At 59.0% G+C, this 26,230-nt stretch carries 31 protein-coding genes and 1 pseudogene; 17 read left to right on the top strand and 15 right to left on the bottom strand.

Annotation, left to right across the window (positions count from 1 at the left end):
- Positions 1-31 precede the first annotated feature (31 nt).
- A complete protein-coding gene (locus AC0J6G_RS08690) occupies positions 32-946 on the top strand; it encodes a LysR family transcriptional regulator (protein ID WP_475253147.1) in 915 nt (304 codons plus the stop codon).
- 217 nt (positions 947-1,163) lie between these two features.
- Positions 1,164-1,661 (top strand): hypothetical protein, encoded by a 498-nt coding sequence (locus tag AC0J6G_RS08685; RefSeq protein WP_475253145.1) that lies wholly within the window; start codon positions 1,164-1,166, stop codon positions 1,659-1,661.
- A gap of 44 nt (positions 1,662-1,705) precedes the next feature.
- Here the strand turns inward: AC0J6G_RS08685 and AC0J6G_RS08680 are convergent, their stop codons facing one another.
- A complete protein-coding gene (locus tag AC0J6G_RS08680) occupies positions 1,706-2,107 on the bottom strand; it encodes a hypothetical protein (protein WP_475253143.1) in 402 nt (133 codons plus the stop codon).
- Positions 2,108-2,255: 148 nt separating this feature from the next.
- On the opposite strand from AC0J6G_RS08680, the gene AC0J6G_RS08675 reads away from it, so the two are divergent.
- The 6 genes from AC0J6G_RS08675 to AC0J6G_RS08650 all read left to right on the top strand — a co-directional run bounded on the left by AC0J6G_RS08675 (position 2,256) and on the right by AC0J6G_RS08650 (position 7,001).
- On the top strand, positions 2,256-2,636 hold the full coding sequence (locus tag AC0J6G_RS08675) for a hypothetical protein (RefSeq protein ID WP_475253141.1): 381 nt from the start codon (positions 2,256-2,258) through the stop codon (positions 2,634-2,636).
- A gap of 121 nt (positions 2,637-2,757) precedes the next feature.
- Complete coding sequence (locus tag AC0J6G_RS08670; protein WP_475253139.1) at positions 2,758-3,075, top strand: hypothetical protein; 318 nt, start codon at positions 2,758-2,760, stop codon at positions 3,073-3,075.
- Complete coding sequence (locus AC0J6G_RS08665; RefSeq protein ID WP_475253137.1) at positions 3,014-4,489, top strand: TolC family protein; 1,476 nt, start codon at positions 3,014-3,016, stop codon at positions 4,487-4,489. Before AC0J6G_RS08670 ends, AC0J6G_RS08665 begins: the two co-directional genes overlap by 62 nt.
- A 16-nt stretch (positions 4,490-4,505) precedes the next feature.
- Positions 4,506-5,918 (top strand): multicopper oxidase family protein, encoded by a 1,413-nt coding sequence (locus tag AC0J6G_RS08660; RefSeq protein ID WP_475253135.1) that lies wholly within the window; start codon positions 4,506-4,508, stop codon positions 5,916-5,918.
- Positions 5,919-6,047: 129 nt separating this feature from the next.
- Positions 6,048-6,548, top strand: coding sequence for a cupredoxin domain-containing protein (locus AC0J6G_RS08655; protein WP_475253133.1), 501 nt, complete (start codon positions 6,048-6,050; stop codon positions 6,546-6,548).
- A 120-nt stretch (positions 6,549-6,668) separates the two neighbouring features.
- Positions 6,669-7,001, top strand: coding sequence for a copper-binding protein (locus tag AC0J6G_RS08650; RefSeq protein WP_475253131.1), 333 nt, complete (start codon positions 6,669-6,671; stop codon positions 6,999-7,001).
- A 38-nt stretch (positions 7,002-7,039) separates the two neighbouring features.
- Here the strand turns inward: AC0J6G_RS08650 and AC0J6G_RS08645 are convergent, their stop codons facing one another.
- Complete coding sequence (locus tag AC0J6G_RS08645; RefSeq protein WP_475253129.1) at positions 7,040-7,411, bottom strand: glutaredoxin family protein; 372 nt, start codon at positions 7,409-7,411, stop codon at positions 7,040-7,042.
- A gap of 146 nt (positions 7,412-7,557) precedes the next feature.
- Between AC0J6G_RS08645 and AC0J6G_RS08640 the strand changes: the two genes are divergently transcribed.
- From AC0J6G_RS08640 to AC0J6G_RS08625, 4 genes and pseudogenes are all read left to right on the top strand, one after another.
- Positions 7,558-7,794, top strand: coding sequence for a DUF3820 family protein (locus AC0J6G_RS08640; protein WP_475253127.1), 237 nt, complete (start codon positions 7,558-7,560; stop codon positions 7,792-7,794).
- 611 nt (positions 7,795-8,405) lie between these two features.
- A pseudogene (locus AC0J6G_RS08635) lies at positions 8,406-8,687 on the top strand (PAS domain-containing protein); the annotation flags it as partial.
- A gap of 162 nt (positions 8,688-8,849) precedes the next feature.
- A complete protein-coding gene (locus AC0J6G_RS08630; RefSeq protein WP_475253659.1) occupies positions 8,850-9,971 on the top strand; it encodes a methyl-accepting chemotaxis protein in 1,122 nt (373 codons plus the stop codon).
- Positions 9,972-9,992: 21 nt separating this feature from the next.
- Complete coding sequence (locus AC0J6G_RS08625; RefSeq protein ID WP_475253125.1) at positions 9,993-11,744, top strand: putative bifunctional diguanylate cyclase/phosphodiesterase; 1,752 nt, start codon at positions 9,993-9,995, stop codon at positions 11,742-11,744.
- Positions 11,745-11,807: 63 nt separating this feature from the next.
- Here the strand turns inward: AC0J6G_RS08625 and AC0J6G_RS08620 are convergent, their stop codons facing one another.
- Complete coding sequence (locus AC0J6G_RS08620) at positions 11,808-12,344, bottom strand: DUF3087 domain-containing protein (RefSeq protein WP_475253657.1); 537 nt, start codon at positions 12,342-12,344, stop codon at positions 11,808-11,810.
- A gap of 194 nt (positions 12,345-12,538) precedes the next feature.
- Between AC0J6G_RS08620 and AC0J6G_RS08615 the strand changes: the two genes are divergently transcribed.
- Positions 12,539-13,111 carry a COG3904 family protein gene (locus AC0J6G_RS08615; RefSeq protein ID WP_475253123.1) on the top strand — a complete coding sequence of 191 codons (573 nt, stop codon included), beginning with the start codon at positions 12,539-12,541 and terminating at the stop codon, positions 13,109-13,111.
- Positions 13,112-13,130: 19 nt separating this feature from the next.
- Here AC0J6G_RS08615 and AC0J6G_RS08610 read toward each other — a convergent pair whose 3' ends face one another.
- Positions 13,131-13,346 carry a CsbD family protein gene (locus AC0J6G_RS08610; RefSeq protein WP_475253121.1) on the bottom strand — a complete coding sequence of 72 codons (216 nt, stop codon included), beginning with the start codon at positions 13,344-13,346 and terminating at the stop codon, positions 13,131-13,133.
- 244 nt (positions 13,347-13,590) lie between these two features.
- Between AC0J6G_RS08610 and AC0J6G_RS08605 the strand changes: the two genes are divergently transcribed.
- Complete coding sequence (locus AC0J6G_RS08605) at positions 13,591-14,319, top strand: S1 family peptidase (RefSeq protein ID WP_475253119.1); 729 nt, start codon at positions 13,591-13,593, stop codon at positions 14,317-14,319.
- A 12-nt stretch (positions 14,320-14,331) separates the two neighbouring features.
- Here AC0J6G_RS08605 and AC0J6G_RS08600 read toward each other — a convergent pair whose 3' ends face one another.
- Complete coding sequence (locus AC0J6G_RS08600) at positions 14,332-14,886, bottom strand: hypothetical protein (RefSeq protein ID WP_475253117.1); 555 nt, start codon at positions 14,884-14,886, stop codon at positions 14,332-14,334.
- A 355-nt stretch (positions 14,887-15,241) separates the two neighbouring features.
- On the opposite strand from AC0J6G_RS08600, the gene AC0J6G_RS08595 reads away from it, so the two are divergent.
- The 3 genes from AC0J6G_RS08595 (at position 15,242) to AC0J6G_RS08585 (ending at position 16,680) form a co-directional block, all read left to right on the top strand.
- Positions 15,242-15,382 (top strand): hypothetical protein, encoded by a 141-nt coding sequence (locus AC0J6G_RS08595; protein WP_475253115.1) that lies wholly within the window; start codon positions 15,242-15,244, stop codon positions 15,380-15,382.
- Positions 15,383-15,517: 135 nt separating this feature from the next.
- Positions 15,518-15,892 (top strand): DUF4398 domain-containing protein, encoded by a 375-nt coding sequence (locus AC0J6G_RS08590; RefSeq protein ID WP_475253113.1) that lies wholly within the window; start codon positions 15,518-15,520, stop codon positions 15,890-15,892.
- The gene (locus AC0J6G_RS08585; RefSeq protein ID WP_475253111.1) at positions 15,889-16,680 is read left to right on the top strand and encodes an OmpA family protein; all 792 of its coding nucleotides are present in this window, start codon (positions 15,889-15,891) and stop codon (positions 16,678-16,680) included. Before AC0J6G_RS08590 ends, AC0J6G_RS08585 begins: the two co-directional genes overlap by 4 nt.
- 66 nt (positions 16,681-16,746) lie before the next feature.
- On the opposite strand, the gene AC0J6G_RS08580 is transcribed toward AC0J6G_RS08585, so the two are convergent.
- From AC0J6G_RS08580 to cysT, 10 genes are all read right to left on the bottom strand, one after another.
- Positions 16,747-16,962 (bottom strand): TOBE domain-containing protein, encoded by a 216-nt coding sequence (locus AC0J6G_RS08580; RefSeq protein ID WP_056842174.1) that lies wholly within the window; start codon positions 16,960-16,962, stop codon positions 16,747-16,749.
- Between the two features lie 36 nt (positions 16,963-16,998).
- A complete protein-coding gene (gene ssuB, locus AC0J6G_RS08575) occupies positions 16,999-17,799 on the bottom strand; it encodes an aliphatic sulfonates ABC transporter ATP-binding protein (RefSeq protein WP_475253108.1) in 801 nt (266 codons plus the stop codon).
- The gene (ssuC, locus tag AC0J6G_RS08570; protein ID WP_475253106.1) at positions 17,796-18,590 is read right to left on the bottom strand and encodes an aliphatic sulfonate ABC transporter permease SsuC; all 795 of its coding nucleotides are present in this window, start codon (positions 18,588-18,590) and stop codon (positions 17,796-17,798) included. Before ssuC ends, ssuB begins: the two co-directional genes overlap by 4 nt.
- 107 nt (positions 18,591-18,697) lie before the next feature.
- The gene (gene ssuD / locus AC0J6G_RS08565) at positions 18,698-19,846 is read right to left on the bottom strand and encodes an FMNH2-dependent alkanesulfonate monooxygenase (RefSeq protein WP_475253104.1); all 1,149 of its coding nucleotides are present in this window, start codon (positions 19,844-19,846) and stop codon (positions 18,698-18,700) included.
- Between the two features lie 77 nt (positions 19,847-19,923).
- Positions 19,924-20,916, bottom strand: a complete 993-nt coding sequence (locus tag AC0J6G_RS08560) for a sulfonate ABC transporter substrate-binding protein (RefSeq protein ID WP_475253102.1) — start codon at positions 20,914-20,916, stop codon at positions 19,924-19,926.
- Positions 20,917-21,006: 90 nt separating this feature from the next.
- The gene (gene ssuE, locus AC0J6G_RS08555; protein ID WP_475253100.1) at positions 21,007-21,600 is read right to left on the bottom strand and encodes an NADPH-dependent FMN reductase; all 594 of its coding nucleotides are present in this window, start codon (positions 21,598-21,600) and stop codon (positions 21,007-21,009) included.
- Positions 21,601-21,609: 9 nt separating this feature from the next.
- A complete protein-coding gene (locus tag AC0J6G_RS08550; protein ID WP_475253098.1) occupies positions 21,610-22,248 on the bottom strand; it encodes a peroxiredoxin in 639 nt (212 codons plus the stop codon).
- A 295-nt stretch (positions 22,249-22,543) separates the two neighbouring features.
- Entirely contained in the window at positions 22,544-23,875 is a 1,332-nt protein-coding gene (locus AC0J6G_RS08545; RefSeq protein WP_475253096.1) for an OprD family porin, read from the bottom strand.
- A gap of 668 nt (positions 23,876-24,543) precedes the next feature.
- Positions 24,544-25,377 carry a sulfate ABC transporter permease subunit CysW gene (gene cysW, locus AC0J6G_RS08540; RefSeq protein ID WP_475253094.1) on the bottom strand — a complete coding sequence of 278 codons (834 nt, stop codon included), beginning with the start codon at positions 25,375-25,377 and terminating at the stop codon, positions 24,544-24,546.
- Positions 25,374-26,222, bottom strand: coding sequence for a sulfate ABC transporter permease subunit CysT (gene cysT / locus AC0J6G_RS08535; protein ID WP_475253092.1), 849 nt, complete (start codon positions 26,220-26,222; stop codon positions 25,374-25,376). The genes cysW and cysT overlap by 4 nt, the downstream gene beginning before the upstream one ends.
- Between the last annotated feature and the right edge of the window lie 8 nt (positions 26,223-26,230).

Raw genomic sequence — 26,230 nt, 5'->3', positions numbered from 1 at the left:
CATTCACTTCCTGCTGATAGGGGGAAATACCATGCTCGATCGTGTCACGGGTATGCGCATCTTTGTTCGAACGGTCAGTGCCGGCAGTTTTTCTGCAGCGGCCCGGCAGATGGGGATCTCACCGGCGATGGCCACCAAGCATGTGGATGCGTTAGAGGAGCACTTGGGCGTCAAACTGCTTCACCGGAGCACACGTCGCCTGAGCCTGACCGAAGCCGGGGGCGATTATCTGGAGGCCTGCCAGCGCATACTTCCCGAGATCGACGAAGCCGAAGCCATCGTCGCCTCGCAACGGATCGAGGCCCGCGGCTTACTGCGCATGAGCCTTCCGCTGTCGTTTGGGAGCCGATTTATCGCGCCTTTGCTGCCGGCCTTCAACCGTCAGCACCCGGCGCTGAGTATCGAACTGGGGCTGACTGACAGCAGGGTCGACCTGGTTGACGGCGGCTGGGACCTGGCGGTGCGTATCGGCCGCCTGGCTGATAGCCCGCTGCGGGCACGCAAGCTGGGTGACTGCGCGATGCTGGTTTGTGCCGCGCCAAGTTATCTCGACGCGCGCGGTGTGCCCCGGCGGGTGGCTGAGTTGGCCCAGCATAATTGCTTGGGGTACACCCTTTCGTCTTGGGCTGGCGGCAGAGAATGGGCTTTTGCTCACGATGGCAGTGTGCGTGTGACGATTAGTGGTGACCTTGCGGCCAATAATGGCGACGTTTTGCTGGCCGCTGCGGTGGCGGGGCAAGGGGTGATTTATCAGCCGGACTTCATCGTTGCTGATGCGCTCAAGCGCGGCCAACTGATTGCCCTGCCACTCGATCATCCACCCCATGCTCTGGGCGGGATTTATGCCGTTTATCCGCAGGATCGTCGCCCACCGGCCAAGGTGCGGCTGATGATCGACTACCTGGCTGAAACATTTTCGCCGCCCTCAGGAATGCCGCGTGCGTGAGCGTTGGGTCGATCAATGCCCTCAGCTTTAAACTGTGATGAGCGCGAGCCACTGGCCGGTTTGGTTACTCGCACAGCGGGCTTTGTATTACTGCGGACGTGTAACGCAGAAAAAAATCTGTGCCCTGTGGCCGTCGAACCCCGGCACATTGAATACACTGTGCGCCTCAATAACCCGGGCCATGTATATGGCTGCACCGGACAAGGAACTCACCTCCATGGCTTCCCCTGATAAACAGCAAAAACGTGCCCGGCGGGCTAAAACCAAAGCCAAACAGAACCGTTCAGGCAAGCCCAAAGCCCAGGTGGTACATCCGCTCCTGGCCAATCCGTTGCTTAATGAGCCGTTTGATGATGTTGAAATCGACCTGAGCACCTTTGACTTCAAGGACATCGAAGAGAACGGCTTTGACCCGGCGCACTTCGACGATTTATTCCAGGCCATGAACGTCGGCGAAGGCATCAGCCTGCTGGCGATGTGCCTGATTTTCCTGCAATACCCGGTGCTGGAACTGGTGGTTGCGGAGGAAGCAGAAGACGCAGCGACCGACTTTATGATGGGGCTGCTGATCACCTATCGCGGGATCTTCCATGATGAAGACGAAGAGGCAGCCGTGCTGTGGATTGGCGGTGAAGCCTTCCAGCAGGCCTATAACGAAGCGTCGATGATCCTGCAGCAGAAGAACGCTCGGGGTACTTCAGGCGCTCGCGCTTAACCAGCTAAGCGCCACAGGCTGGGTATGGCAGTTCTTGCGGGCTTTTAAATATCGCGAAACAGGTCGTGAGCGTTAAGCAGGCCGTAGGCGATTTCCGGGCGTTTTTCCAGGCCGCGGCGGATGGCCGTGGGAATGGCCTGGCGGGTTTTGCGGCACAGGCCGGGCAGTTTGGCGATATGGATGCCAATACCGCGCATGCTGCGCACCTCGTTAAAGCCCGGCGCCACTGTCAGGTGGAGGCCGAGCTGCTCGTGCAGACGCCGTTGCATCTTTTCCAGATCAGCCAGGCTCTCCAGGTTTTCCAGGCGTTCGAGCAGGCGTTTTTCTTCTATGCGGGTGAGCAGCAGGATGCGTGCATCGCTGCTGGGGGCCTCCAACAGTTGTTCACGCCCGCAGTTGCAGGCGCCAGGTGGGCAGGGTTGGCGCAGCGGTGGTGTGCTGGTCATACCCCGATCATAGCCAGCTGTGTAGGCGTTTGCCCATCACAGACATAGACAAATCAGCCATTGGGTGGATAATCCGCTTTACCGACCGTGCCGAAGACACCCCTGCGCCATGTGTAAAACCCTGCGTACTGCTCTGATCTGGATGCTAATGCTCGCCCTCCCGGCGCAGAGCATGGCGGCTATCAGCATGCAGTTATGTGCGGTCACCCAGCCCAGTGGTTTAGCCGCCCAGGCTGAGCCGCAAATGGCGGCGCATCATCCGGGCGCTCTGCGGATGAGTCCGTCCATCGATAGCGGTCATGCTGAACATCACACCGCCTCAGCTAAACAAGCCGACGCCGGTGCAGCCGCTGCCGACAACAGCCTGTGCAGCCTGTGCGCGTTTTGTGTCGGCGCTGTGGCCCTGAGTTCGGTCATTATCACCACCGCTGCGCTACACCCCGCTGAGCCGTCTCTGGCTCGCTTGCAGCAGTTTGTCGGTTTTATCGCCGAAACCCCCGATAGACCCCCACGCCTGTACATCGCCTAAGCCAAACCGCGCGTTGATGTGCCCGCTGTAGTTAATTCTGTGGCCACTAATACGCGTATTTAGCTATCAGCCGGTGTTCGCCTGTACTGCGCAGGCGCGCCGTTGCACGCGAGAGTATTTGATGATGCCTTTCCCCTTAATTCGCCGGCAGGTCTTGTTCTGCCTGGCGCTGCTGATGCTGCCTATCAGCAGTTGGGCTGCTCAGCCCGACCCACTCAATAGCGAGGCCGCCACCCCGGCCTTGAACTATCAATCGCCGCTCAAGACCTATCAGGGGTTTAGTGAGCAGCCGCTGCATGACTGGCGTGAAGCCAATGAATTGGTTGGCCGTATCGGCGGCTGGCGTACCTATGCGCAGGAGCCTTGGGAGCAGCCGAGTGACAGTGCCCCTGCGCCTGCTGAAAAGCCAATGGGGGGTAGCCCGCATGGCCATCATTGATGTGCGATCGATGACGTTCTGCTCACGCGCCAAGGGCGGTTTACTCCTGGCAATGTTCGCGCTGCTGAGCGGTTGCGCCAGTTTTACCGAGGATGGCGGCTTCACTGACGTGGAGCAGGCCGGCGCGCAACTGGACAAACAGGTGGTGTGGGCGAAAACGCCCGAACAGCGTGACCAGTTGGCTGAGCGGGTTAATGAGTTACTTGCCCAGCCCCTCACGGTGGATGCTGCGGTGCAGGTCGCGTTGCTGAATAACCGCGGCTTGCAGGCCAGTTTCGACGCGCTCGGCATCAGTGAAGCTGAGCGTGTGCAAGCCGGGCGTATCCCCAACCCGGGGTTTTCTTTCGGTCGGTTGGATAAAGGCACCGAGGTCGAGTATGAGCGCGGCCTGCATATCAACCTGGCCCGCTTGATCGCCATGCCGCTGACCTCCGGCATGGAGGCCAAGCGTTTCGAGCAGGTGCAGCGCCAGACCAGCCTGGCGCTGTTCGAGCTAGCCAGCCAAACGCGTAAAGCCTGGTACCGCGCGGTAGCCGCACAGGAAAGCCTGGGCTTTATGCAGCAAGTGATGGACTCGGCCGAAGCCGGCGCCGAGTTGGCTCGGCGCCTGGCTGCAGTGGGCAACTACAGCCTGCTGCAGCAGGCGCAGGAGCAGAGCTTTTATGCCGACGCCGGATTAAACCTGATTCGTGCCGAGCAAGCGCGCATGCAGGCACGCGAGCAACTGACCCGCCTGCTGGGCCTGTGGGGTGAGCAGATTGATTTCCGCCTACCCGAGCGCCTGCCCGAGTTGCCAGTCACCGCCGAGCTGTTACCGGATGTTGAGCGCCTGGCCATGAGCCAGCGCTTGGATATTCAGGCGGTGCGTTTGGACGCCGAGCGCTTGGCCAGCAACCTGGGGCTGAGCAAAACCACACGGTTTATCAATGTGCTGGAGCTGGGTGTGGTGAATAACCGCTCTAATGAGGAACCGACCCAGCGCGGCTACGAAATCAGCGTCGAGTTACCGTTGTTTGACTGGAGCGGGGCCAAGGTGGCCAAGGCCGAGGCGCAGTATCGGCAGATGCTTAACCGTGCCGCCGAAACGGCGATCAACGCCCGTTCGCAGGTGCGCGAAGCCTATCTGGGCTATCAGGCCACGCATGAACTGGCGCGGCATTATCGCGATGAGGTACTGCCGCTGCGCGCGCGCATCGCCGAAGAAAATGTTCTGCAGTACAACGGCATGTTTATCAGCACCTTCGAGTTGCTGGCCGATGCGCGCAAGCAAATCCTCGCGGTTGATGGCTACCTGCAGGCGCAGCGTGATTTCTGGGTCGCCAAGGCTGATCTGGATATGGCCCTGGTGGGCACGCCTAACCTGTCACCCACTATGGCGGCTACGGCCGCTGCCGATGAGCCCGCTGGGCACTGATCAAGGATAATTTGCCATGGTTTCACGACGTGATTTTTTCCTCGGTGCCAGCGCCATTACTGCAGCGGTTGCTACCTCGGCCGTCAGTCGGGTGTCTTTGGCTGGCATTCCCGAGGCGGTGTCGCAAAGCAGCGCCGACACCATGCCGCCGCTGCAACCGCAGAACGGCCTGCCCTATAACCCGGTAGTCACCCTCAACGGCTGGACCCTGCCGTGGCGCATGAACAACGGCGTCAAAGAGTTTCACCTGGTGGCAGAACCGGTGGTGCGCGAGCTGGCCCCTGGTTACAAGGCTCACCTGTGGGGCTATAACGGCCAGTCGCCAGGGCCGACCATTGAGGTGGTGGAGGGCGACCGGGTGCGCATCTTTGTTACCAATAAACTGCCCGAACACACCAGCATCCACTGGCACGGTCAGCGCTTGCCCAATGGCATGGATGGCGTTTCCGGCCTGACTCAGCCGGCGATACCGGTGGGTAAAACCTTCGTTTACGAATTTGAGGCGCGCCGCCCTGGCACCTTTATGTACCACCCGCATGCCGACGAAATGACCCAGATGGCCATGGGCATGATGGGCTTCTGGATCACCCACCCGAAGGCGCACCACCCGCTGATCAGCGAAGTGGATCGGGACTTCTGCTTTCTGCTCAATGCCTATGACATTGAACCGGGCGCTCACACGCCGAAAATCATGACCATGCTCGACTTCAACCTGTGGACCTTCAACAGCCGCATCTTCCCCGGCATCGACCCGCTGGTGGTACGGCACAACGACCGCGTGCGCCTGCGAGTCGGCAACCTGACCATGACCAACCATCCAATTCACCTACATGGTCACGAGTTTGAGGTCACCGGCACCGATGGCGGGCCGACGCCGATGGGCTCGCGCTGGCCAGAAGTCACCACCGATATCGCCGTGGGGCAGATGCGCCAGGTTGAGTTTCTTGCCGACGAGGAGGGCGATTGGGCCCTGCATTGCCACAAGAGCCACCACACCATGAACGCTATGGGCCATGACGTGCCGACGCTGATCGGCGTTGATCACCGTGAGATGACCCGCAAGGTCGCCAAGCTGATCCCCGACTACATGGTGATGGGTGAGCGCGGCATGGCCGATATGGCGGAGATGCAGATGCCGCTGCCGGCCAACACTGCGCCGATGATGACCGGCGATGGCCCCTTTGGCTCGGTGGAAATGGGCGGCATGTTTACCATGCTCAAAGTGCGCAAGGAGCAAGCACCAGGCGATTACCGTGACCCCGGCTGGTTCAAACACCCAGCCGGCACTGTGGCCTATGAGTGGCGGGGAGCGTTGGCCAAACCGGCGCGCTCAAACGATGCTGGTGGCCAGTCGATGCCGCTTAAACAACCGCCCGTTGAGCCGGTCGAAGTGCAAGTGCGTAAACCCAGCGCCCATGCGGACCATTAATGGCAGGGCTTTTGTGGCAATGCTTGGGCGGCACTCCGCTGGGCGGCATAACGCTTCAGGCGCGAGCGTTGTGCTTTAGTCGCGGCTAATGCCCCGCCCACAAAACGTGATGAATGAGGAGATGAATCAATGAATCAGGCAAATCGTTTGGCCTTGGCCCTGGCGGTGGTGGGTTTATTGGCCAGTGGCTCAGTACTGGCCCACAGCGAACAACACCCCGAGTCGCACAACACCGAGGTGGTCAAAGAGCAGAAGCCCTGGGGCATCGCTGGTGAGCGCGAGCAGGTCAGCCGCACCATCGAAATAGGCATGAGCGACCAGATGCGCTTTAACCCCGACCAACTTGAGGTCAAGCAGGGCGAGACCATCCGCTTTGTGCACCGTAACGAGGGCAAGTTACTGCACGAGTTCGTACTCGGTACCCAGGCGGATCTGGATGCGCACGCGGCGATGATGGCCAAGTTCCCCGGTATGCAGCACGACGAGCCGTATATGGCCCATGTAGGGCCGGGGCAGAGCGGCGAGATCATCTGGACCTTCAACCGCACTGGCGAGTTTGATTTCGCCTGCCTGATCGCCGGCCACTACCAGGCGGGAATGGTCGGCAAAGTACGGGTGGTGGCGAACTGAGCGAGGCGTGTGAACCCAGGTCAGCCTGTGCTGGCCGGGTGATAACGGCAGCGCACTTTTAGCGCGGGCCGATAACTGATCAGGGCGGCCGTTGGGTCGCCTTATTTAAGGAGCAAGACCATGAAACAACTACTGATTGCCTGCCTGCTGGGCAGCCTGGCGTTTAGCGTGCAGGCCAGCGATGACCACAGCGGCCATAAGGGCCATGAGGCCGCGCAGGCTAACGCCAGCATGAGTCAGGCCGAGGTGCGCAAGATTGATACGGCCAACCAGAAAATCACCCTGCGTCACGGTCCGTTGGCAAATCTGGGCATGCCGCCGATGACCATGGTGTTCAAGGTGGAAAATGCTGCCGAGCTTGAGGGGCTCAAGGTGGGGGATAAGGTCAGTTTTGTCGCGCAGCAGCAGGGCAGTCAGTTTGTTGCACGTGAGCTGCAGCCTGCGCAGCCATAGCGGAACAAGCGGGGCCCTTTGCGGCCCCGCTTACGCGATCAGACGGCGGCGAAGCGCTCGTTGAGGTAGGCAATGATCGCCTTGGACTCATAAAGCCAGGTGCTCTGACCGTTCTCTTCAATGCGCAGGCACGGCACCTTAATCTTGCCGCCTTGCTGTTCTAAGTCGCGACGGGCCTGAGGATCGTTCTTGGCATCACGCAGCGTGACCGGCACGTTGAGTTTGTGCAGCGTGCGACGGGTTTTCACGCAGAACGGGCACGCGTGAAACTGATACAGCGCCAAGTTGGCGGCGTTTTTCTCAACCTCGGCCTGGGCTTCAGGGGAGCGTTTGAGCTTGGCTGGACGGCTGATCCAGTCGAGGAAAATGATCAACTGGCCGAGGCCGACGCGCAGTGCCTTGATAATCATGCTGATGCAAACCTTGGGTGGATTAAATACGGGCGCGAAGCTTACCCGAGTTTTCTGAACCTGGCCTGCATCCGAGCCGGGCGGCATACTTTGCAGCCTGACGCGCACCAAGCCACTGTGCGAGCACATAGTGCCGTGAGAGCCTGATGAAACCTGACGATCTGCTGTTGCTGGTAACCCGTGAAATGCCCTTCGGCAAATACAAAGGCCGTTTGCTCGCCGACCTGCCGGGTAATTACCTCAACTGGTTCGCCCGTGAGGGTTTCCCCAAAAGTGAGATCGGCCGTTTGCTGGCGCTCATGCAGGAGATCGACCACAACGGCTTGTCAGGCTTACTTGACCCGCTGCGGACCAAACCACGCGTGCCACTCAGCGGGCGGTAAGTCATTTACCCAAAACAGAGAAGCAGTGGCCTGCTAATACATTAGGCTCATTGATATTTATCATGTTTATCAATAGTATGCGCGCCTGAAAAGTTGATTGTATGCGCTTTTTGTGCCGAATAAATTCAGTTTCTATTGGGATTTGTGTGCAAAACAGCGGGCCAACGTTGTCTTGATCAAGTGCTGCACGTAAGCGATGTCGTTCCGCGTTTATCGCCTGACTGCGCTCATGGCTCCCCTGGAGCCCCGTATTGCAGTCACAAGATGCCAGGCGGGCCAACGTGACCGACCCTCTAGATGCAGCTCGATAGCCGCCGGCCAGCGAAGCGATGCGCTGCCGTTTTCCCACGCGACAGCTGTTTAGCTGGCTCAATCTCGACATGACTAACTAGCTTCCCGGCGTTTAGCCGCATTGGCGTGCTGTACATGACCAATAGACCCCTGCATCTCTTCTCAGGTGTGAAAAAAGACACAAGGCATAACTAGTAATCCAAGGTCGAGTTTCTGCGTACAGGTATTAGTCCGTGTGCGTAGGGTTTTACTGCTGAAAACATGACAAGCCCAGACTGTTGGGTGATTTATCTTTAGCGAAAAATACCAAGGAACACGTGATGCGCAGCAACAGAGCGGTAACTAATACCGAGCAGACGTTTTCCAGTGGCCAGAATTTAATCTCGGTTACTGATATTACTGGGAAAATTATCTACTGCAACAAAGCGTTTATAACGCTCAGTGGGTATTCAGAAGCCGAGTTGCTGGGCAGTCCGCATAATTTAGTTCGCCACCCCGACATGCCAGCTGCTGTTTTTGCTGTGATGTGGAGGTATTTAAAGGCGGGCAAAAGCTGGATGGGGGTTGTTAAGAATCGCTGCAAAAATGGTGATTATTATTGGGTCAGTGCTTATGTGACTCCTGTTGTCGAAAATGGCAAGGTTGTTGGTTATGAATCTGTTCGGATAAAACCGACTCGGGAACAGGTGGATCGCGCGCAAGCAATATATAAAAGAGTGAGCGCAGGGCAAACGCCTCGCCCTTTGTTTAGTTCAGTTGCAAGCGTGTTAGCGGGTTTTGCGGTCCCGGCAGGTGCGGTGTTGAGTTCGGTTTTTGCAATCGGCTATTTGCCTGTTTTATATGCGCAGGCCGCAACTGTTGCAATTTTTACCCTGTCCGGATTGTGGGCCCATGCTCGGTTGGGTAAACAGCTGAAGAACATACTCAGTCGCGCGCCGGATGCATTTTTTGACCCTGTTAGCGCAGCGGCCTACAGCGATGCAGCCGGTGTGTTTGCACAAATGGAAATGGCCCTGATCAGCGAGGATGCGCGGCTTAAAACGGCCCTGACACGTTTCAGTGATCTCGCTGTACTAGTGGACGATTCAGCAAAGCATTCTTCCTCATTGTCCAGCCAGACAGAATCATCATTGCTCGCGCAACGAGCAGAAATTGATATGACTGCCGCTGCCATGACGGAAATGGCTGCGTCTATTACCGAAGTTGCCGGCCACGTTCTGCAAACGGCTACCGAAGCCCAACATGCCAATCATCTTGCCGCCCAAGGTGATCATGTTGCAGAAGAATTACATACGGCCATTCAATCGCTGGCCACAACCGTTACCCAAATAAGTTCTGCGGTTGATCATCTTGCAAATGAAACGCAGCAGATTATGACTGCTGCTGGGGCGATCCAAACAATTGCCGATCAAACCAATCTTCTTGCGCTCAATGCCGCGATTGAAGCGGCTAGGGCGGGTGAGCAAGGCCGAGGCTTTGCGGTGGTGGCGGATGAAGTGCGTGCTCTGGCTCTTAAAACACGGGAGTCTACCCAGCAAATTCATCACGTAATTAAAACCCTGAAACAGGGCGCTGATGAAGCGGTCGCTATTGCCCGACTGGGTATAAATGAAGCCGATCACGGTGTGCAGCAAGTTATTGAGGCACAACGCGCACTGCAAGGTATTCGCGAGGCCGTGGATAAAATCAGTGGCATGAGCCAGCAGATGGCTGCTGCCTCAGAAGAGCAAGCGCATGTGGCTGAGGACATCGCGAAGCAAATCAACAACGTTGCCGTCACCGTTGAAAACACGGCGGCTAATGCGACCTCTGCCGTGGGCTGTGGTGCTGAGCTAGAGCAGTCTTCGAAAGGGCTGCGGGCCTTGGTTGATCGTTTTAACCGATAGTTGATGACGTTGGAGTACCTCGTGGTAGACACCTATCGGACAGCGGTTGATAACGCAGCCATATTTTCTGAGACGGACTCACACGGAACTATCGTGTATGTCAACGATATGTTTTGCACTATCTCGGGCTATAGCCGGGACGAGTTGATGGGGCAGAACCATCGGCTGCTTAATTCCGGTACTCATGGCGCTGCTTTTTTTGAAGACATGTGGCGAACGATTTCTTCCGGTTCGACCTGGAAGGGCGATATTTGCAATCGCACCAAAAGCGGCACGCTTTATTGGGTGCACAGCGTTATTGTGCCGGTAGTCAATGCGGGCAGCAGTCGTGTTGAGAAATATATTTCGATCAGGTTTGATATCAGCGAAAAAAAGGAGTTGTTGAGAGACTTGGAATGGCGCGCCGCGCATGACGTACTCACCGGCCTGCCGAATAGAGCCCTGTTGACGCGGCGCGCGAAAGAGACCTTTGCTGAACAGCGCTCACTGGGTAAATCCGTTGTGGTCGGCATGCTTGATCTTGACAGTTTTAAGGAGGTCAATGATCGCTATGGGCATGGCACAGGAGACAAACTTTTAATTATTGCCGCTAACCGTATAAAAGATGTGTTGCAACCCGGCGATATAGTGGCGCGTATCGGTGGCGATGAGTTTGTATTGATTCTCAGTGATTTACTCGACCCCTCTGCCATCAGTGCGGCCGTTATTCGCATCATGGCCGCTGTGAATGCCCCGTGCAAAGTGAATGGTGTTGAGTTTCGGGTGACGGCCTGCATAGGCTTAACGGTTTACCCTAAAGACGATCGCAGTTTAGATACCCTGCTGCGGCATGCGGATCAAGCCATGTATGTGGCCAAACAAAAAGGCCCGATGGCGCATCATATTTTTGATGTTACTCATGACCGCAAAGTTAAGAGCAGTTTTAAAATAATAAACAGGGTCAAACAAGCGCTTAGGCTTGGTGAACTGTCACTCTATTACCAACCTAAAATCAGTCTGACGGACTGCACTATTGTTGGGTTTGAAGCGTTGTTGCGCTGGCATGATCCAGAAAGAGGCTTGGTCTCACCGTTAGACTTTTTGCCGCAGATCGAGAACGATAAAATAATCTGCGAAATCGGTGAGTGGGCCATTGAACATGCCATTTCACAAATTGCTGAGTGGAATGCTATCGGCCGTAATTGGTCGGTGAGTGTGAACATTGCCGCGCGGCATTTTCAGGAGAAAAATTTTACAGAGCGTCTGGCTTCGGTGCTGAACAGCGCGGGGCAGGTGAATGCGGGATTGCTGGACATTGAAATTGTCGAGTCGGTGGCCTTGGACAATATTGACTATGTCAGTCAGTGCATTGTGGGCTGCCAGGCGCTGGGCGTTACATTCTCGATTGATGATTTTGGTACGGGTTATTCATCGCTGAGTTATTTGAAAAGACTGCCAACACAAACCCTTAAAATTGATCAGTCTTTTGTGCGGGATATGCTGCATGACCCGGAAGATTTCTCTATTACGTCCGCTATTATCGGCCTGGCCAAAGCCTTTGATAAAGTTGTTGTCGCAGAAGGGGTCGAGACGCAAGAGCACTTTTTCGCGCTTAAAGAGTTGGGTTGTGATCTTGTCCAGGGCTACTTGATCGCCAAACCGATGCCGGCGGCAGATGTGCTGCAATGGGAAGCCGAATACTTGCAAAGCGCCTGCTATAACGCCCTAAGGCAACGGGATGGCGACTGTGGCCACGCCAGCGCATCAGCGCGCTGCGCAGCCCTTTCCGTATAGCCGCTTTGGCGCCTTTATTACCGGCGGTCCAGGTTTCCTGAGGCAAGACGGCCGCGCGCTGACTTACCCAGGCAGCGCGCTGATTTTTTTCACGGCTTCGAGCCAGTCTCCCTCCAGACGCGGTTGGTCGACGTCCATGCCCAGTTCTTCCATGCGTTCTTTGTGCTGGTTGATTTCGGCCACCACTTCACTCAGTGAGCTGGTGTTACCGTCCAGTTGATGCATCTGCGTCAGGCCTAGGTGGTAGAAACGCAGCAGCTGCATCGCGACAGGGTCGCGGGCCGCGACACCGGCTTTGACGTGGTGCATCAGGTTGGTGATGCGCATCAGGCTGCGCTTGAGTCGCCAGCCATAGACGGCGGCGGCCATAAAGGGCTGCGGCCACAGCAGCCAGCGCACCAGGGCTACGGTGACGGCGAGGGCGGCAATTACGCCGCCAAGGTTCCAGCGGAAGTTATCGCCGTCCGGTGCGCCGAACAGCAGCACGGCGGCGCTTGAGAGCAGCATGGCCAGGGCAACGAATATGGCCGCAATGGTCAGGGTGCTGCGGCGGGTTTGCTGACGATAGGTTTCAGGGTTGAGCTGCTGAATTTCAAACATCACGGCCACGGAAGGTCTCACTTGATCGGCTGATAATCGGCGGCGGGCACCGCTGTGTAGCGTTAGTTACGGCAATGCTTGAGTGCCATGGTTGAAGCCAGGTGGGGTTTAACGCTGCAAAGTATGCGCGATTCGCCGGCAACGGGTATCTTCCCCCATCCGTTGACCGCTCCGCTAAAGGATTTACCCGGTTTATGAGTCGTAGTGTGTTTCAGGCAGTGATGATCAGCGCCGTGATGCTGTACTCGGGCGCGGCGCTGGCCCAGGTTGAGGTGCAAGCCGGGCAGCATAAGAGCCTTGGGCCGGTGTTGCTGGCCAAGGTCTCCGAGGATATTGCCCTGGGGGACTATGAGGCACTGCTTAAAGGCATCCAGCGCCACCCTGGGAAGTACGCAAAGAAAATTGTCATGCTCGATAGCATCGGCGGCAGTGTGGCCGAAGCCATGCGCATGGGGCGGCTGCTGCGCGAAACTGGGTTCGACACTCTGGTGCCCTCTACAGGCCTGTGCCAAGGCAGTTGCGTCTACCTGTTGGCCGCTGGGCACCGAAAAAGCGTGCGCGGCCCTGTCGGTATTCATCGGCCGTATTACACCGGCAGCGATTCCGTGCATTCAGCCTCAAGCGCCGGGGCAGCCAGGTCCAGCCAGGCGGCCTATTTCAAAGACATGCAAATCCCGCTGAAGTTGCTTGACGCTATCCACAGCACCGAGCCGCGGCGCATGCGTGTGCTGACGCCAAGTGAGCTGACCCTCTACGGGTTGAACTGAGCTGCCGCATGGATACACGTCAGCTGGTGCGGTGCCGTTCGAAAAAGCTCAGCACCTGTTTGCTGGCATCGGCATGGGGCATGTTGTAGCGCTGCTGCACCAGGTTGGTCAGTTTCTGTGCATCACCTTTGGATTTGATCAGCTCATCCAGCGTCAGCTCGTCCCAGACAATCAGGGCAAGGCCGGCGAGTTTGCGCCAGTTGTTTTGGATGATTTCGGCAAGTGGTCTGTTCATGCGGGTGCTCCTGAAGGGGCCGTGCCAGGCCGATAGTCTGCCGTGCGCGGAATTGTCTTCGGCCCAGCCTGTCAAAACCAACCTGTTAAGTCGGTTCGCTACAGCGCTTATGCGTGATTGCGACTGAGGTGCTTTGCGCATGGCCGCCAGCCGGGTGCCGCACGGCGCTGGCGTGGCAATTGCTCTGCTTAAGGGCATACCGGTTTGTTCTGGCATACCTGCCGTCACTCAAGGATGTACTGCGATGCCGATGATCGAACCTGTGCTGCTGACTGCCGCACGCGTCTGTACGTTTGCCGGGCAACAGCTGCTGACCAACGCCAGTGGCTTCTACTTTGCCCGCGACCAGCGTTTGTTTCTGGTGACCAGCCGGCATGTGATGATCGATGAGCCGAGCCAGCATTTTCCCGATCGTATTGAGATCGAGGTGCACACCGATTTAAACAACCTGGCGCAAACCACCGGTTTTTCCATGCCGCTGTATCGGGAGGGGCAGAGCCTCTGGCGGCAGGCCTGCGACAGCGCCGGTGAGGTGGACGCGGCAGTGCTGGAGATTGAGCGCGCCGCGCTGCCCGCCAGCATGATTTACCACGCCTTCACCCCGGCCCACTTGCAGCCACCGCAAGAGCCGGTTGAGGTGGGCAGCTCATTGCTGGTGGTGGGTTTCCCGCTGGGCTTTCACGACACCCTGCACCATATCGCGGTGGTACGGCATGCCGTGGTGGCGTCGTCGTTCGGCCTGCGCTTTCAGGGGCAGGGGTATTTTCTCACCGATGCCCGCACGCACCGTGGCACCAGTGGCGCCCCTGTGGTGATGCGCACACCCGGCTCCGGCACGGATGGCCTGCCGTGGCGGCTGCTGGGCGTGCACTCGGCGCGGCTTGACCTCGGCAGCCGCGATGTTGATGTGGACGAGGCCCTGGGCCTTAACTGCACCTGGTATGCCGATATTCTGCTGACCCTGACCGAATAAGGCGCCGCGCGTTTAGCGAGGCGATTGTGGCGCCGGGGCATCGGCCATATTGATGTCCTTGACCAGGCCGGCGCTGGCCGTGATCACCTCACGGGCCATGCTGGTCTGCTGCTCGTTGTGGGTGCGCGCCACCAGCACCACGTCGCTGTGAGTGATGGCCTCGTCGACCCGTTTGGCAACGCGCCCGTGATGCTGACCTGCACCGGCTGACGCGCCGATCACGCTGCCGAGAAAACCCCCAATAAACCCGCCCATGCCCATCAGGCTGAAGGGCGCGAGCAGCGGGCTGGCATAAAACAGGCTGGCCTCGCTGACAATCAGCGCCACGGCAATCAGCGCGCCGATGCCGATACCAATGCCGGTACCAATGGCGATGTCGATCAGCATGTCCCGCAATACCTTATTGCTTCTGGCTTGCGGGGCCGGCGCGGGTGGGGCATCTGCGTTGTTGGCCACAATCTGCAACTGCTCGCGGCGCATGCCGCGTTTGATCAGTTGGCTTAAAGCCTCTTCGGCGGTACTGCGTTGGCTAAATAAACCTGATACGTGGTGACGGTAGGTGTCCATGGTGCTGCTCCTGATCGTGGGCCATCACTGACGACCGATGCATCAGCGTAGGTTGCACGCCCGGGCATGTCTGTGCGCCGGCGTACGCAGGCCACGAGGCTATTTCAGCCTGATTTCCACTATGCGCGATAGCGTACCGACAGAGCCTTAAACGGCTGCGATGCTCCCTCCCGCGAGCTGCACCGGGGCCCAAGCGTGCGCGTGCATTGCCTTGGTTTGCTGCATTGCCGGCGCGTTATGGCCGCGCGCCGTGGCAAAGCAGAGGCTCAGGGCGCAGGCCCTTTTGCATGCAACGCCAGCGTGAAAGTCGCTGCGTTCGAGCCCACGCGGTGGGCCAGTAGATGGGAGAAACACGATGAATATTAACTACCGCCCGCTCTTGCTGGCGTTTGCCATTGCCTATGCCGGGTTGGCCGTGAGCAGCCTGCTGATGGCCATAAGCCTGGCGCAGAGTGCTCCGCCCAGCTGTTTCGTCAGCCACTGTGCCGACCGCTAAGAACGCTCCCTGCAGCACTGCCAGGGCGCTGCAGCCACGCCAACCTGGACGTGCGCGCGAAGTATTCGCGTCAGGTCCATCTGTACCACCTTTGAGGACACATCAATGAACAGGACTCCATCCATGGTTAACAGCATGACCACGTTACGCGTGGCCGGCCTTTTTACCGGGTTGCTGCTGCTTAGTGCTTGCGCGTCGCCGCCGCTGCCGCCGAGCCAGGCACTGCAAGCTGCCGAGTCGGCAATCAGTAACGCCGAACAGGCGCGCGTGGCGGACTACGCCTCGCCAGAGCTGGGCATCGCACGGGCAAAACTCACCGCAGCCAATGCCGCGGTGCAGCGTGAAGAGATGCTAATGGCTGAACGCCTGGCTGATCAGGCGCGCGTTGAGGCCGAGTTGGCTCTGGCTAAGTCACAAGCGACCAAGGCCAAGGTTGTAAATGACGAGATGCAGAAAAGCACCAACAGCCTGAAACAGGAAATGCAGCGCAACACCGGAGCTCAACAATGAACACTGCCCACAATGTGAAGTACCTGGTACTGGCTGGCGCCATCAGCCTGACTCTGGCCGGCTGCGCTTCACCGCCAAGCATGCCGCAAGGCGCGGCGGATACCCGCAGCAAACTCACTCGCCTGCAGGCTGACCCACAGCTCAATACCCGCGCGCCCGTGGCACTCAAGGCCGCCGAACAAGCGGTAATCGTGGCTGAACAGCCGCGCGAAGATCAGCCAGAAGAGCAGGCCCTGGGCCAGCATCTGGTGGTAATGGCCGACCGTAAGGTGGAAATTGCCAGCGCTTTGGCACAGACGCGCTTTTATGAAGACCAGCGCAAAATCCTCAGCGAACAGCGCGAAGGCGCTCGCCTGGATTCGCGTACCCGTGAAGCGGATCAGCTGCAGCAGCAACTTGATGAACTCAATGCCAAGCAAACTGAGCGTGGCCTGGTCATGACCTTGGGTGACGTGCTGTTTGCCACGGGCCGCGCCGAGTTGCGTGCAGGTTCGGCGAATAATCTCAGCAAACTGGCGACCTTCCTTAACCAGAACCCTGAGCGTCGAGTGATGATCGAAGGGCATACCGACAGCGTGGGTAGCGAGGAAAGCAACCTAAGCTTGTCTCAGCGCCGCGCAACCTCGGTGATGAGTTACCTGACCAGCCAGGGTGTTGCCCGCAGCCGTTTGAGCGCTGCGGGTAAAGGCGAAAGCATGCCGGTTGCAGGCAATGAGTCGGCTTCAGGTCGGCAGATGAATCGTCGTGTCGAAGTCATCATCAGCCAGGACACCAACTCGCAGATCTGATGACCGATTTGTAGGTTGAGTTGTCCCAAGCCCGCGCAGCGTTTCGACCTGCGCGGGCTTTTTCGTTCACAGTTTGGCGATCGACACCTCGGTGGATTTGACGAAGGCAATCACTTCGCTGCCCACGCCCAGCTCCAGCTCTTTGACCGAGCGAGTGGTGATCACTGAGGTGACGATGCCGGAGGCGGTTTGTACGTCGATTTCCGAGAGTACGTCGCCCAGGACGATTTCCTTGATGGTGCCCTTGAACTGGTTGCGTACGTTGATGGCTTTAATGGTCATGGTGATGCTCCTTGGTTTTAAGAGTGGTCATGCGGTTTAAAGCGCCCAGCGCAACTGCGTGGGCAAGGGTGAAATGGGTTCGGGTTGCGCTGGCAGTTCGGGCAGCGACAGCACGCGATTAAGTACCTGTTCCTCAACGGCTGCCAGGCGGGCCGAGGCGCGCTGACGCGGGCGGGGTAGGTCGACGTTGATATCCAGGCCGACGTGGCCGTCTTCGATCAGAATCACCCGGTCGGCAACCGCCACCGCTTCGCTAACATCGTGAGTCACCAGCAGTACGGTGAAACCATGCTGTTGCCACAGGCGTTCGATCAGTTGCTGCATCTCGATGCGGGTCAGGGCATCCAGTGCGCCGAGCGGCTCGTCGAGCAGCAGCAGGCGCGGTTGGTGGATCAGCGCACGGGCCAGGGCCACGCGCTGTTTCTGTCCACCAGACAAAGCGGCAGGCCATTCATTGGCGCGATCCGCCAGGCCAACGGCTTCCAGCGCCTGTTGCGCTTGCGGCCGCCAGTTGCCGGACAGACCCAGGCCGACGTTGTCGATCACCCGTTTCCAGGGCAGCAGACGCGAGTCTTGGAACATCAGGCGAATGTCTTCGCGCGATGCCGACAGTGCGCCGTTACCCGCCTGCAGTTCGCCCTCAGTTGGCACGTCGAGACCGGCCAACAGGCGCAGCAGGGTACTTTTGCCGCAACCGCTGCGGCCCACGATGGCGACAAATTGCCCAGCCGGAATGTGCAGCTGAACATTCTTCAGCACGGCACGCGCGCCGAAGGCCTTGTGGATGCCGTTGATCGCCAGCGGCAGGCCACGTTTGAGTGTGTGCAGCGCAGTCATTGTCCACCTCCCTTAACCTGATAGGCCGGATGCCAGCGCAGCCACACACGTTCCAGCCCCCGGGCGGCGAGGTCCGCCAGTTTGCCGAGCACGGCGTACAGTAGGATCGCCACGACCACTACGTCGGTTTGCAGAAACTCGCGGGCATTCATCGCCAGGTAGCCGATGCCGGCGCTGGCAGAAATGGTCTCGGCGACGATCAGCGTCAGCCACATAAAGCCCAGGGCGAAACGCACGCCGACCAGGATCGAGGGCAGGGCGCCGGGCAGGATTACCTGACGGAACAGGCTGAAACCGGACAGGCCATAGCTGCGCGCCATTTCCACCAGCGCCGGGTCGACGTTACGGATGCCGTGGTAGGTGTTCAGGTAGATCGGGAACAGCGTGCCGAGAGCGACCAGGAAAATCTTTGCGCTCTCGTCGATGCCGAACCAGAGGATCACCAGCGGAATCAGCGCCAAGTGCGGCACATTGCGGATCATCTGCACCGAACTGTCGAGGAAGCGCTCGCCCCATTTGGACAGACCGGTGATAAAGCCCAGCAACAGGCCGAGGCCGCCACCGATGGCAAAACCGATGCCGGCGCGCCAGCCGCTGATGGCCAGGTGGGTCCAGATTTCACCGCTGCGCAGCAGCTCCCAGCCGGCACTGATCACCGCGCTGGGGGCTGGCAGAATGCGCGTGGACAGCAGGCCGCTGACCACCGCCAGTTGCCAGGCTGTCAGCAGCGCCACCGGCAAGGCCCAGGGGGCCAGGCGCAGGGCCAGGTTGTTGAGGGTTATGTTGCTCATCGTTTACCTCGAAGAATCCTTGTCCACCTATCGCCGTAGCCCGGATGCAATCCGGGGAAACCGGAGTGCAGAGCCCCGGATTGCATCCGGGCTACGAAGTCTTCAGATCAACTGGCCGAAGCCGCCTTGGGCAGGATGTCGCTGGAGATCATCTCGCCGAACGGGCTGACATAGCTGGCACCGCTGGGTACCTCTGGGCGGTTGACGTCCAGATGCGGGAACAGCAGTTCGGCGACTCGGTACGACTCTTCTAGGTGCGGATAGCCGGAGAAGATAAAGGTGTCGATACCCAGGTCGGCGTATTCCTTGACCCGTGCGGCCACGGTCGGGCCATCGCCAACCAATGCCGTGCCGGCACCGCCACGCACCAGGCCGACCCCGGCCCAGAGGTTGGGGGACACTTCCAGGTTATCCTTGCTGCCGCCGTGCAGGGCGGCCATGCGCTGTTGGCCGACCGAGTCGAAGCGCGCCAGGGAGGCCTGGGCACGGGCGATGGTGTCGTCGTCAACACGGCTGATCAGCTTGTCGGCGGCAGCCCAGGCCTCGGCATTGGTTTCGCGCACGATCACGTGCAGGCGGATGCCGAAGCGCACTTCACGGCCTTGGGCGGCGGCTTTCTCACGCACTTGGGCGATCTTTTCGGCGACCGCAGCCGGTGGCTCGCCCCAGGTCAGGTACAGCTCGACCTGCTCGGCGGCCAAATCCTGCGCAGCTTCTGACGAGCCGCCGAAATACAGCGGCGGACGCGGTTGTTGGATAGGTGGGTAGAGCAGTTTGGCGCCTTTGACTTGAATATGTTTGCCGTCGTAGTCGACCACTTCACCTTCCAGCACGCGGCGCCAGATGCGGGTGAATTCCACCGAGGCTTCGTAGCGTTCGGCGTGGGACAGGTTGAGGCCATCGCCGGCCAGCTCATCCGGGTCGCCACCGGTCACCAGGTTGAACAGCGCGCGGCCATTGGACAGGCGATCAAGGGTTGCAGCCTGACGCGCGGCGACCGTCGGGGAAATGATCCCGGGGCGCAGGGCTACGAGGAATTTCAGGCGCTGGGTCACCGGAATCAAGGAGGCGGCTACCAGCCAGGAGTCCTCGCAGGAACGTCCAGTCGGGATCAGTACACCGCCAAAGCCAAGGCGGTCGGCTGCTTGGGCAATCTGCTGCAGGTAACCGTGATCGACGGCGCGTGCGCCCTCGGCGGTGCCCAGGTATTTGCCGTCGCCATGGGTGGGCAGGAACCAGAAAATATTCAAGCTCATGGAGTGGTCTCCTCTTACGAAATCGTGGGCGTAGCCCGGATGGCTCCGGGCTACGGTGGTGCTGCTGTCGCGAGTGGTTATTGGGCTGTTGCGACCTTGGCCGGGGCCGCTTGAGTCGGCGCGGTCCAGATCACATCCTTGATTACCAGGCGCTTGGGGATCAGTTTCAGATCGGTAAAGGTGTCGGCGATCTTCTGCTGCGCCTCGATCACTTCCGGGGTGATCAGCTGGGCGCCATAGCTCTGGCGCTCGACGGCAACACGGGTGATTTCTGCCGACAGACCCAGCAGTGGAGCGACCTGGGCGGTGGCTGCAGCGCTGTTGTTTTTGGTCCATTCGCCAATGCCGCGGATCTCGTCGATCAGCACTTCAACCACTTCCGGGTTTTTCTCGGCGTAGGGCTTGGTCGCCAGGTAGAACTGGTGGTTGTTCACCAGGCCTTGGCCATCACGCAGGGTGCGTGCTTGCAGCTGATTTTCGGCGGCGGCCTGGAAGGGGTCCCAGATCACCCAGGCGTCGACGCTGCCACGCTCGAAGGCGGCGCGGGCATCGGCAGGCGGCAGGTACACCGGTTGGATGTCGCTGTATTTCAGGCCAGCATCTTCCAGGGCGCGTACCAGCAGGTAGTGCACGTTGGAGCCTTTGTTTAGGGCGATTTTCTTGCCCTTGAGATCGGCGACCGATTTCAGCGGCGAGTCTTTCGGCACCAGAATGGCTTCGCTGGTCGGCGCCGGTGGCTCATAGGCGACATACAGCAGGTCCGCGCCAGCGGCCTGGGCAAATACCGGCGGGGTTTCGCCGGTGGTGCCGAAGTCTACGGAGCCGACGTTCAACCCTTCGAGCAGCTGCGGGCCGCCGGGGAACTCGGTCCATTTAACGTCGATGCCTTTGTCGGCCAGACGCTTTTCCAGCGTGCCCTTGGCTTTGAGCAGAACCAGGGTGCCGTATTTCTGATAGCCGATTCGCAATACGCTTTGTTCTGACTGGGCTTGTGCTTGGGTGATGGCGCCGAAAGAAATGGCCGCTGCAAACAGGGCGACCAGACTCCGACGCAAAGTGATAGTGCGCATAGCGCTCTCCTTTGCTAATGGGGTTATTGGGTGGCGACCTGCTTGCCCGTTGGCGGGCGAGTAAGGTGGGGTAAAGCGTGTTGCGGTGTGTCAGATACTCCAGCGGGCGTTGATCAGTCGATCATTCAATACGCCCGGATCAATCGGTGCCGGCCGACGGGCCAGGGCTTGCTGGAAGTGCTGCAAGGCATCATCCAACCGTTGTTCCAGCGCCGGTGCTAGCTGCGCCGCAGCGCCGTTCTCGCCGTAGGCAATCTGGCTGTCGTCAGCAAAGATGGCGTGCAGCATTTCCTGGGCTTTCAGCGCCGCCAGTACCGGCTTGAGCGCGTAGTCCACGGCGAGCATGTGGGCGCTGCTGCCACCGGTAGCAATGGGCAGCACCACCTTGTGGTTGAGTGCGCGCTCAGGCAGCACATCGAGCAGTGTCTTCAATGCGCCGGAAAACGAGGCCTTGTACACCGGCGTGGCGATAATCACGCCGTCGGCGCGGCCAACCTGCTCGATAAGCTGCTGCACGGCCGGGCTACTGAAATTAGCGAACAGCAGGTCTTCGGCATTGAAATCACGCACCTGGTAGCTGATCACTTCAATGCCGCGCAGTTGTAACCATTGTTTGGCGCGCTCCAGCAGGATGTTGCTGCGTGATTTCAGGCTTGGGCTGCCGCCCAGGGATACGACAAGCATCTTCAGTCCTTAGCGGTTCGGCTGCGGGGTCAGACGTAGGTAAGGTTTGACGGCGCGGTAGCCTTTGGGGAAGCGCTGCTTGATTTCGTCTTCATCCTTGAGCGACGGCACGATCACCACTTCATCACCATCCACCCAGTTGGCCGGGGTGGCGACCTTGTGGTTGTCGGTCAGTTGCAGCGAATCGATCACCCGCAGGATCTCGTGGAAGTTGCGCCCGGTGCTGGCCGGGTAGGTGATGATCAGGCGCACTTTCTTGTTCGGGTCGATGATGAACAGCGAACGCACGGTCAAGGTGTCGTTGGCGTTCGGGTGGATCAGGTCGTAGAGGTCGGAGACCTTGCGATCGGCGTCGGCCAGGATCGGGAAGTTGACCGTGGTGTTTTGCGTTTCGTTGATGTCGTCGATCCACTTCAGGTGCGAGTCCACTGGGTCAACCGACAGGGCGATGGCCTTGACGCCGCGTTCGGCAAACTGCTCTTTAAGCTTGGCGGTAAAGCCCAGTTCGGTGGTGCACACCGGGGTGAAATCAGCCGTGTGGGAGAACAGCACGCCCCAGCTATTGCCCAGCCATTCGTGGAAGCGAATGCGGCCTTCACTGGAGTCCTGTTCGAAGTCGGGGGCGATATCGCCGAGTCGGATGGTCATGGGTGTTCTCCTTGGGTATGTGATGGCGTGGGAATTACTATGCGCAGTCTTTTTATAATTTAAAAAGAATAAATAGCCATTTATTTAGATCGTAAATGCATATCAGATTTCTGTCGTCAGCAGGTCAGACGCTGCTGTGAGTGTGGCTTCAGCGGTGAAAAACAGTGTTCGCGACAGGAGCCGTCACTGAGGCGATCCCACCGCTCATTCGGGTAAAAGCACTCACCACACATTCAGGCCATAGCTGTTGCAGAGCTAAAGCCGGCCTGTGCTCAGGCCGGTTGCCACCCAGGCGTTACAGCAGCGGCACGCTGTAGCTGACGATCAGACGGTTCTCGTCCAGATCGGTGGCGACGTTGCTGCGCAAGGTCGCGTTACGCCAGGAAAAACCCAGGCCTTTTAGCGGGCCGTTCTGCAGGGCGTAGTCCAGGCGGAAATCGCGCTCCCATTCCTTGCGGTCATTGGCGGCAGCGTCGATGTGGCTGCCGGACAGGTAGGTCACGCTGGCTTTCAGGCCCGGAATGCCAGCGTTGGCAAAGTCATAGGCGTATTCGGCCAGCCAGGTGCGCTCCCCGGCGCTCAGGAATTTACCGATCTGGCGGTCGGTAATCAGGTAGGCGGTGGCGCCATCGCCCTGGTTGAGGAAGGGGATGGCGCTGTCGCCGGACACCTGCTGGTAGCCGGCGCTCAGTGCATGGCCGCTGAGGCTGTAGGTGAACAGCGCGCTCCAGGTTTGGTTGTCGATCTCGTAACGATCGGGGTCGGCTGCACCGGCTGCCCAATAGCCACTGCTGCGATAACCTTGCGCACGGCCTGCGGCGCTGGCGTTTTTGCCGTCAGACGTGCTGTTGAAGTAGCGCAGGTCGGTTTTCAGCGCGCCCAGCGGCAACGCCCAGTTGTGGGTCAGACCAAGGAAGTGCTGCTGGTAAAAGTCTTCAAGGTTGCCGAAGTAGTACTGGGCCAGCAGGTTGTCAGTGACCTTGTAATCGCTGCCGGCAAAGTAGAAGGCGTTGCTGAATTGCCCGGTCTTGGCGTTGTTCGCACCGCCAATAGACAGGCCGCGTGCGTCGCTCGAGTTGCGCCCCTTGGCATGCTCCAGTTGGCCACCGGTCAGGGTCAGCCCCTTAATTTCGGAGGAGGTGATCTGCCCACCTTCGAAGGTTTGTGGCAGCAGGCGACCATCGTTGAAGGTCACCACCGGTAGTTTGGGCTGCAGCGTGCCAAGGTGCGCTTCGGTCTTGGATATGCGCACTTTGCCGGTCAAACCAAGGCTGCTGAAGTCATCCACTGCGCGGCCGTTTTCATCGGTGGGGAACACGATGCCGCCGTAGTTGTTGCTGGTCGGGTTGCCATGACGGCCCTTGCCGGAGTCCAGCTTGACCCCAAGCAAGCCCAGGGCATCAACGCCCACCCCAACGGTGCCTGCGGTATAGCCAGACTGGTAGTTGAAGATAAAACCTTGGCCCCATTCTGCCTGGGTAGTGCCGCCGCCGTGACGCTGGTCGGCATTGATATAAAAATTACGCAGGCCGAGGCTGGCTTTGCCGTCTTCGATAAAGCCGGCGGCGGTGGCCTGATGGGTGATGGCAGCCAGGCTAATGGCCAGGGCCAGGGTGGATATGTTCATGGGCGATGCTCCAAATGCAGGTCTGTGCGGACTAAGTGGCACTGCAGGAGGGGCTCGGGCGGACGGCGTGCGTTGTGCCGATCTCAGCGAAACAAGGAGCCCCTGTTATGGGCCCGATGCGGTGGTCCGCTGTCGGCTTGAGCGCACTGTAGGGATTATTTGTAATCCCTAAAAAGAATTTATTTTCACCTTGTAGTAACTAAAAAGAATAAGCATTGGTTAGTCATGATGCCCATAAGCTAATGCCTAAAAATTATTGGCATGGTCTTTTTTAGATCATTTAGCGTGTGCTCAATGGCTCGCCGGCCATCCTGTTTAACCCCGATTTTTGTTGGGTTCCGGCGTGTGCAAAAGGCCGTTACGCCCTCGTCGAGGCTTGTAATACCCACGTGAAGCGTTGAGCGCTTGTAGCGCCATGCGCAGATGCACGGAGGGCACAACCCGCTCGGTCACCAGGTGTGCGATTTTTTGGGGCGGGTCGTTCAACGGCGAGGCACTGGCGTTTTCGCTGCGGGCGTGTAGACAAGCGCCGGTCAGTGACCGGCGCAGCAGTGATGGCATGAAATCCATGCCCCGTTTTTAAGGTGAGCGTTCAGGCAGGGCGCTCATCTTTTTTTATTGGCCAGGGGCTGCCTCTGAGTATGAGGGGCTGGCCGCTGCAGTATTGGTCAGTGAGTCGCCTCGGCGCGTTGCATCAGGCTGCGCTGACGCCATTCCATAAAAGTTTTCAGCAACAGCGTCAGCAGAGCCATGCAGGCCAGCAGCGCGGCGGCGGTAAAGGCGGCGGCGGGTTTGTAGTCGTTGTTCAGCTGATCGACCAACAACGGCAGGGTCAGGGTTTGGTTGAGGATGGTGCCGGACACCACCGACACCGCACCGAACTCGCCCACTGCGCGGGCATTGGTGATAACCACGCCATACAGCAGCGCCCATTTAATCTTCGGCAGGGTGATATGGCGGAAGATTTGCCAGCCGTTGGCACCCAGGCACAACGCAGCAGTCTCTTCATCCTGGCCTTGGGACTGCATCACCGGAATCAGGATGCGCGCCACATAGGGCGCGGTGACGAATACCGTCACCATGACGATACCCGGCCAGGCAAACATCAGTTGCATGCCGTTATCGTAGAACCAGCGGCCCAGGGCGTGCTCCAGCCCATACACCACCAGGTAGCACAGACCGGCCACCACCGGTGATACCGCATAGGGGATGTCGAGCAAGGTGGTCAGCAGCTTGCGCCCGCGAAAGTCGTAATGGGTCACGCACCAGGCCAGCAGAATGCCGAAACACAGGTTGATCGGTACCGTCAGTGCCGCCACTAACAGAGTGAGGCCGATGGCGTGAAGCATGTAGTCCTCGCCAAGGTTGCCCCATAGCAAGGCCAGCCCACCGGAAAACGCTTTACTGAAAATCAGCGCCAGCGGCACCAGCAGAATCAGGGTGATCAGGCTTAGCCCGAGGCCGATCAACAGCCATTGATGCCAGTATTGAGGTTTTTTCATTTGCCTTGCCGTTGCCATTTGAACAGGCGGCCTTGCAGCACTTGCAGGGTAAACAGCAGTACCAGTGAGGCCAGCAGAATGACTGAGGCAATTGCCGCAGCCGCTGGGTAGTTGAACTCCTGCAGACGCACGAAAATCATCAGCGAGGACACTTCGGTTTTGAACGGGATGTTGCCGGCAATCATGATCACCGCGCCAAACTCGCCGAGGCTGCGGATAAAGGATTGCGACGCCCCGGTAACCAGGGCCGGGATCAGGGTTGGCAGCACCACGTAAAAGAACGTTTGCAGGCGATTGGCGCCCAGGGTGCTGGCGGCTTCTTCATAGTCGCGGCCCAGGTCCTGCAGCACCGGCTGCACCGTACGCACTACAAACGGCAGGCTGGTAAACACCATGGCGATGAGGATGCCCGGGTAGGCATAGGCCAGCTTGATGCCCATCGGTGCCAGCCACTGCCCGAGCCAGCCGCCCGGCGCCAGCAGCGTCGCCAGGGTCAGGCCGGCGACGGAGGTGGGCAGGGCGAAGGGCAGATCGATCAGCGCATCCACCAGGCGGCGGCCGGGGAAGTCATAGCGGGTGATGATCCACGCCAGCAACATCCCAATCAGCACGGTGGCGATGGTCGCGTAGAACGCGCCGCTAATGGTCACCTTGTAGCTCTGCACCACGCGCGGGTCGCTGATGGCACGCCAGTACTGCGCCCAGCTCATGTCGCTGACATACAGCAGCAACGCCGACAGCGGAAACAGGATCACCAGCGATATATAAAACGTGCTGAAGCCGAAGCTCAGGCCAAAGCCTGGCAGCAGCGGGTTCTGCAAAAAGAAGCGGGGAGTCTTAGGCACACACAGAT

The organism is Pseudomonas sp. TS_SC_3 (genome assembly GCF_056156225.1).
Note: the sequence above shows the minus strand (reverse complement) of the source record. Positions and strands in the feature narration are given on the sequence as shown.

Excerpts from the sequence above, each read along its gene's own strand:
- AC0J6G_RS08690 (WP_475253147.1), top strand. The coding sequence starts at position 32 with ATGCTCGATCGTGTCACGGGTATGCGCATCTTTGTTCGAACGGTCAGT.
- AC0J6G_RS08685 (WP_475253145.1), top strand. The coding sequence starts at position 1,164 with ATGGCTTCCCCTGATAAACAGCAAAAACGTGCCCGGCGGGCTAAAACC.
- AC0J6G_RS08680 (WP_475253143.1), bottom strand. The coding sequence starts at position 2,107 with ATGACCAGCACACCACCGCTGCGCCAACCCTGCCCACCTGGCGCCTGC.
- AC0J6G_RS08675 (WP_475253141.1), top strand. The coding sequence starts at position 2,256 with ATGCTCGCCCTCCCGGCGCAGAGCATGGCGGCTATCAGCATGCAGTTA.
- AC0J6G_RS08670 (WP_475253139.1), top strand. The coding sequence starts at position 2,758 with ATGATGCCTTTCCCCTTAATTCGCCGGCAGGTCTTGTTCTGCCTGGCG.
- AC0J6G_RS08660 (WP_475253135.1), top strand. The coding sequence starts at position 4,506 with ATGGTTTCACGACGTGATTTTTTCCTCGGTGCCAGCGCCATTACTGCA.
- AC0J6G_RS08655 (WP_475253133.1), top strand. The coding sequence starts at position 6,048 with ATGAATCAGGCAAATCGTTTGGCCTTGGCCCTGGCGGTGGTGGGTTTA.
- AC0J6G_RS08650 (WP_475253131.1), top strand. The coding sequence starts at position 6,669 with ATGAAACAACTACTGATTGCCTGCCTGCTGGGCAGCCTGGCGTTTAGC.
- AC0J6G_RS08645 (WP_475253129.1), bottom strand. The coding sequence starts at position 7,411 with ATGATTATCAAGGCACTGCGCGTCGGCCTCGGCCAGTTGATCATTTTC.
- AC0J6G_RS08640 (WP_475253127.1), top strand. The coding sequence starts at position 7,558 with ATGAAACCTGACGATCTGCTGTTGCTGGTAACCCGTGAAATGCCCTTC.
- AC0J6G_RS08620 (WP_475253657.1), bottom strand. The coding sequence starts at position 12,344 with ATGTTTGAAATTCAGCAGCTCAACCCTGAAACCTATCGTCAGCAAACC.
- AC0J6G_RS08615 (WP_475253123.1), top strand. The coding sequence starts at position 12,539 with ATGAGTCGTAGTGTGTTTCAGGCAGTGATGATCAGCGCCGTGATGCTG.
- AC0J6G_RS08610 (WP_475253121.1), bottom strand. The coding sequence starts at position 13,346 with ATGAACAGACCACTTGCCGAAATCATCCAAAACAACTGGCGCAAACTC.
- AC0J6G_RS08605 (WP_475253119.1), top strand. The coding sequence starts at position 13,591 with ATGCCGATGATCGAACCTGTGCTGCTGACTGCCGCACGCGTCTGTACG.
- AC0J6G_RS08600 (WP_475253117.1), bottom strand. The coding sequence starts at position 14,886 with ATGGACACCTACCGTCACCACGTATCAGGTTTATTTAGCCAACGCAGT.
- AC0J6G_RS08595 (WP_475253115.1), top strand. The coding sequence starts at position 15,242 with ATGAATATTAACTACCGCCCGCTCTTGCTGGCGTTTGCCATTGCCTAT.
- AC0J6G_RS08590 (WP_475253113.1), top strand. The coding sequence starts at position 15,518 with ATGACCACGTTACGCGTGGCCGGCCTTTTTACCGGGTTGCTGCTGCTT.
- AC0J6G_RS08585 (WP_475253111.1), top strand. The coding sequence starts at position 15,889 with ATGAACACTGCCCACAATGTGAAGTACCTGGTACTGGCTGGCGCCATC.
- AC0J6G_RS08580 (WP_056842174.1), bottom strand. The coding sequence starts at position 16,962 with ATGACCATTAAAGCCATCAACGTACGCAACCAGTTCAAGGGCACCATC.
- ssuB (WP_475253108.1), bottom strand. The coding sequence starts at position 17,799 with ATGACTGCGCTGCACACACTCAAACGTGGCCTGCCGCTGGCGATCAAC.
- ssuC (WP_475253106.1), bottom strand. The coding sequence starts at position 18,590 with ATGAGCAACATAACCCTCAACAACCTGGCCCTGCGCCTGGCCCCCTGG.
- ssuD (WP_475253104.1), bottom strand. The coding sequence starts at position 19,846 with ATGAGCTTGAATATTTTCTGGTTCCTGCCCACCCATGGCGACGGCAAA.
- AC0J6G_RS08560 (WP_475253102.1), bottom strand. The coding sequence starts at position 20,916 with ATGCGCACTATCACTTTGCGTCGGAGTCTGGTCGCCCTGTTTGCAGCG.
- ssuE (WP_475253100.1), bottom strand. The coding sequence starts at position 21,600 with ATGCTTGTCGTATCCCTGGGCGGCAGCCCAAGCCTGAAATCACGCAGC.
- AC0J6G_RS08550 (WP_475253098.1), bottom strand. The coding sequence starts at position 22,248 with ATGACCATCCGACTCGGCGATATCGCCCCCGACTTCGAACAGGACTCC.
- AC0J6G_RS08545 (WP_475253096.1), bottom strand. The coding sequence starts at position 23,875 with ATGAACATATCCACCCTGGCCCTGGCCATTAGCCTGGCTGCCATCACC.
- cysW (WP_475253094.1), bottom strand. The coding sequence starts at position 25,377 with ATGAAAAAACCTCAATACTGGCATCAATGGCTGTTGATCGGCCTCGGG.